Origin of the sequence: Erwinia sp. MYb416, from assembly GCF_037479575.1 — a bacterium.
Classification (GTDB): domain Bacteria; phylum Pseudomonadota; class Gammaproteobacteria; order Enterobacterales; family Enterobacteriaceae; genus Erwinia; species Erwinia rhapontici.
In genome coordinates this window covers 1-3,269 of record NZ_JBBGYT010000013.1, presented here as the reverse complement: position 1 = coordinate 3,269, position 3,269 = coordinate 1, and the positions used below count along the sequence as shown (strand labels likewise).

The window sequence follows — 3,269 nt, the reverse complement described above, 5'->3', positions numbered from 1 at the left end:
AATAACACGAGTCCCAGCGATTGTCATCGCTGCCATCGAGCTTGTTGACAATGTAATAGTAGTAAAGACCGCTATGAGTGTTTTATATATCATCGCATTATCATCTTAACATTAAAAGGAAAGCATAAAGCAGCAGAGGAGTCAGATAACTATTCCATTTAGTGTTATCTGACTCACTCGATTCTTAATCCACAATTAATGAATAACCATGGATTAAGTCCCCTAACATATTAAGGGCTTTATGGATAACTCAGGGTGTACATGGCGGTAGCAGTAACCAAGCCTGGGGTTGTTTTAGCAGTCGCATAGTAGCCACCATAATAGCGCATCGTTGCTGTCCCTGCTGCCTCAACCTCAAATGACTCACCTGTATCACCCAGTAACAGCTGATTCTGCTCTGCATCAGAGTTATACAGACGGATTTGAACACCCGTTGCTGGCTTGTCTTCGCCTACAGTTACTGCCTTATTTTCCAGGTTGCCTGTTTTTGAATCCACACCAGTGCTTCCAATCGCTTCAAAGTGTGCTGCGACCTTCTTGATTGATTTATCGCAATCTTTTACTTTAATTTCAAAAACTTTACTACCAGCGGTGGCACCCGCTGCAGCCAGCGTTTGGGTTGATAATGTTGGCAGAGTAACCATAATATTATCCATGCCATCCTCAAGCTGACAAGTTTCAGCAATCAGTTTACCGTTGAATGTTACTTTACCCTGACCGACCCCTAGATCTGCAGCATAAGAATAAGAAGCTGTGAGGCTAAGTGCCAGAGCGGTTGCTAAAAACTTCATCTTTTCCATGATATATAACCTCTATAAAGCTAATGATAATATTTTTGTATGTAACTTATTGCATTAACTACCCTTTTTAACTTTTCCTTTTTGCAAATTCTCCTTTTCTGGGAATAGTATGGTTATTTCCTTATCCGCGTTGACACTTAAATTGATAATTTTTCCATCGATGCCGTTCTCACTACTGAGTATTTTCCGTGCCATCTCAGGCATGATGTTTTGCTCAATGAAACGAATTAACATACGTGCGCCAGTTTCTGCGACAGGGCACTGTTCTACAACGAACCTCACCAACTGAGTATCATACTTAAGCGACGCATGATGTTGTTCATGTAAACGTTTACCAATTCTATCCAAATGAACTCTTACAATATGCTCAAGTGTGGAAGATTGTAATGGCAAGTAAGGAACTACACTGACACGCCCTAAAAATGCAGCCGGGAATGTTTTTAGTAGCTCTGGTTGTAATAATTTTCTTAAGCCATTTATATCTGGAGCCGTATCAATATCGGCATAGACACTGCTTATCACTTCACTACCGGCATTACTGGTTAACAGTATAATAGTATTTTTGAAATTTATATGGCGCCCCTCACCATCCTCCATCCAGCCTTTATCAAAAACCTGGAAAAATAGCTCATGAACATCTGGATGCGCTTTCTCAATTTCATCCAGCAATATTACACTGTATGGTTTCCTGCGTACGGCTTCCGTTAATACACCACCTTCACCGTATCCAACATATCCTGGAGGTGATCCCTTCAATGAAGAAACGGTGTGGGCTTCTTGGTATTCACTCATATTGATAGTAATGAGATTCTGTTCACCGCCATACAGTTGCTCAGCCAGTGCCAGTGCAGTTTCTGTTTTTCCTACACCAGATGGCCCCACAAGCATAAACACACCAATAGGTTTTCCGGGATCTGCTAAACCTGAACGGGAAGCCTGAATACTCTGACTGACCAAATCTAAAGCATGAGATTGGCCTGTCACTCTTTCCTCAAGACGTGACGGCAACTCCAGTACGGTCCGAATATCATCTTTCATCATCTGGCCGACGGGTATACCTGTCCAGTTAGCAACAATACTGGCTATGACTTCGGCGTTAACCTCAGCCTGGACAAGCGGATGCTCATGTCGACTCTTTTTAAGCGTTGTTTCCAATGCGCTAAGCTTCTTCTGAACAAGGCTGATGTCTTCTGGTGATGGGGATTCTTGCTGGATCAGTGTATCGAGTTCTTCTCGGGTTGCGACGATTTCAGCAACCAGAGTTCTTTCCTGCTCCCAACGTGAAGATAGAATCTGGGCCTGCTCTTCGTGTTGCGTTATATCTTGCTGTAACTCATCAATGCGTTGACGTTGCTCTTTACCGAAGGCAAGTGCTTTTTCTGCGAGTGATAACTCAGTTTGGGCTGTCTCCGCCTGGAATTTTCTAAGCAAAAGCTCTGCTGGCGGTGCAAATTGCATCACTGCAACACGTGCGCACGCCGTATCCAGCAAACTGATCGCCTTATCAGGCAGCTGACGGGCAGGAATGTAACGGTGAGAAAGTCGCACAGCTGCCTGTAGTGCTTCATCCATTATCCAAACTTTATGGTGCTTTTCGAGCATAGGAACCAGACCACGTAACATTGACGTAGCCGTGTTTTCATCTGGCTCCTCGACTTGCAATACCTGAAAACGTCGCGTTAACGCAGGGTCTTTCTCAATGTGACGTTTAAATTCACTCCAGGTTGTGGCACCAATCGTGCGAAGCTGGCCACGCGCAAGAGCCGGCTTAAGCAAGTTGGCTGCATCGCCTGTTCCTGCATTACCACCTGCACCAATAAGTGTATGAACTTCATCAATAAAGAGAATAACGGGTTGAGGTGACCCAATGGCTTCATCTAGCACGGATTTCAGGCGTGCTTCAAACTCGCCTTTCATACTGGCACCCGCAGAGAGAGCTACGATATCCAGGGCTAACAAGCGGACTTGAGAAAGGGAAGGTGGGACTTTACCTGCAACAATCGCCTGTGCTAATCCTTCTACTACTGCTGTTTTGCCTACACCAGCTTCACCGGTTAATAGCGGGTTATTTTGGCGTCTGCGCAGCAGTATATCGACCATGGTATTGATCTCATGGTCGCGACCTAGCACGGGATCAATTTTCCCCTCACGTGCTAATGCAGTAAGGTCTGTAGAGTACTGTGTAAGAGATGCTGAGTTTTCATTTGTATTGATAGCATTGCTGGCTTGCCCCGGTAGATCGCTATCATGATGAACATCATCTTCTGACTCATTAGCTTCAGTAGAAGAACGCGTAATGTAGTTAAAATCTTTAGTTAATACATCAAGTTGAACATTGTCGAATACTGGAGAGATCGCCGATAAGACGCGACGCAATTCCATTGTCGTCAGCATTGCAATCAATAGGTGACCGCTTCTGATGCGACTCGCATAGCACTCCAGACTTGCATAAATCCATGCACGCTCAAT

Annotated in this window: 2 protein-coding genes; both read right to left on the bottom strand. The window is 44.4% G+C overall.

The genetic code is table 11. The features are described from left to right. Positions 1–239: 239 nt before the first annotated feature. The gene (locus WH277_RS00100) at positions 240–800 is read right to left on the bottom strand and encodes a fimbrial protein (protein WP_339454756.1); all 561 of its coding nucleotides are present in this window, start codon (positions 798–800) and stop codon (positions 240–242) included. Between the two features lie 54 nt (positions 801–854). Then, the coding region (gene tssH, locus WH277_RS00095; RefSeq protein WP_339503636.1) for a type VI secretion system ATPase TssH at positions 855–3,269 on the bottom strand (2,415 nt) is incomplete at its 5' end.

What these genes read in the sequence shown, in the direction of transcription:
- WH277_RS00100 (WP_339454756.1), bottom strand. Translation starts at nt 800, where the DNA reads ATGGAAAAGATGAAGTTTTTAGCAACCGCTCTGGCACTTAGCCTCACA.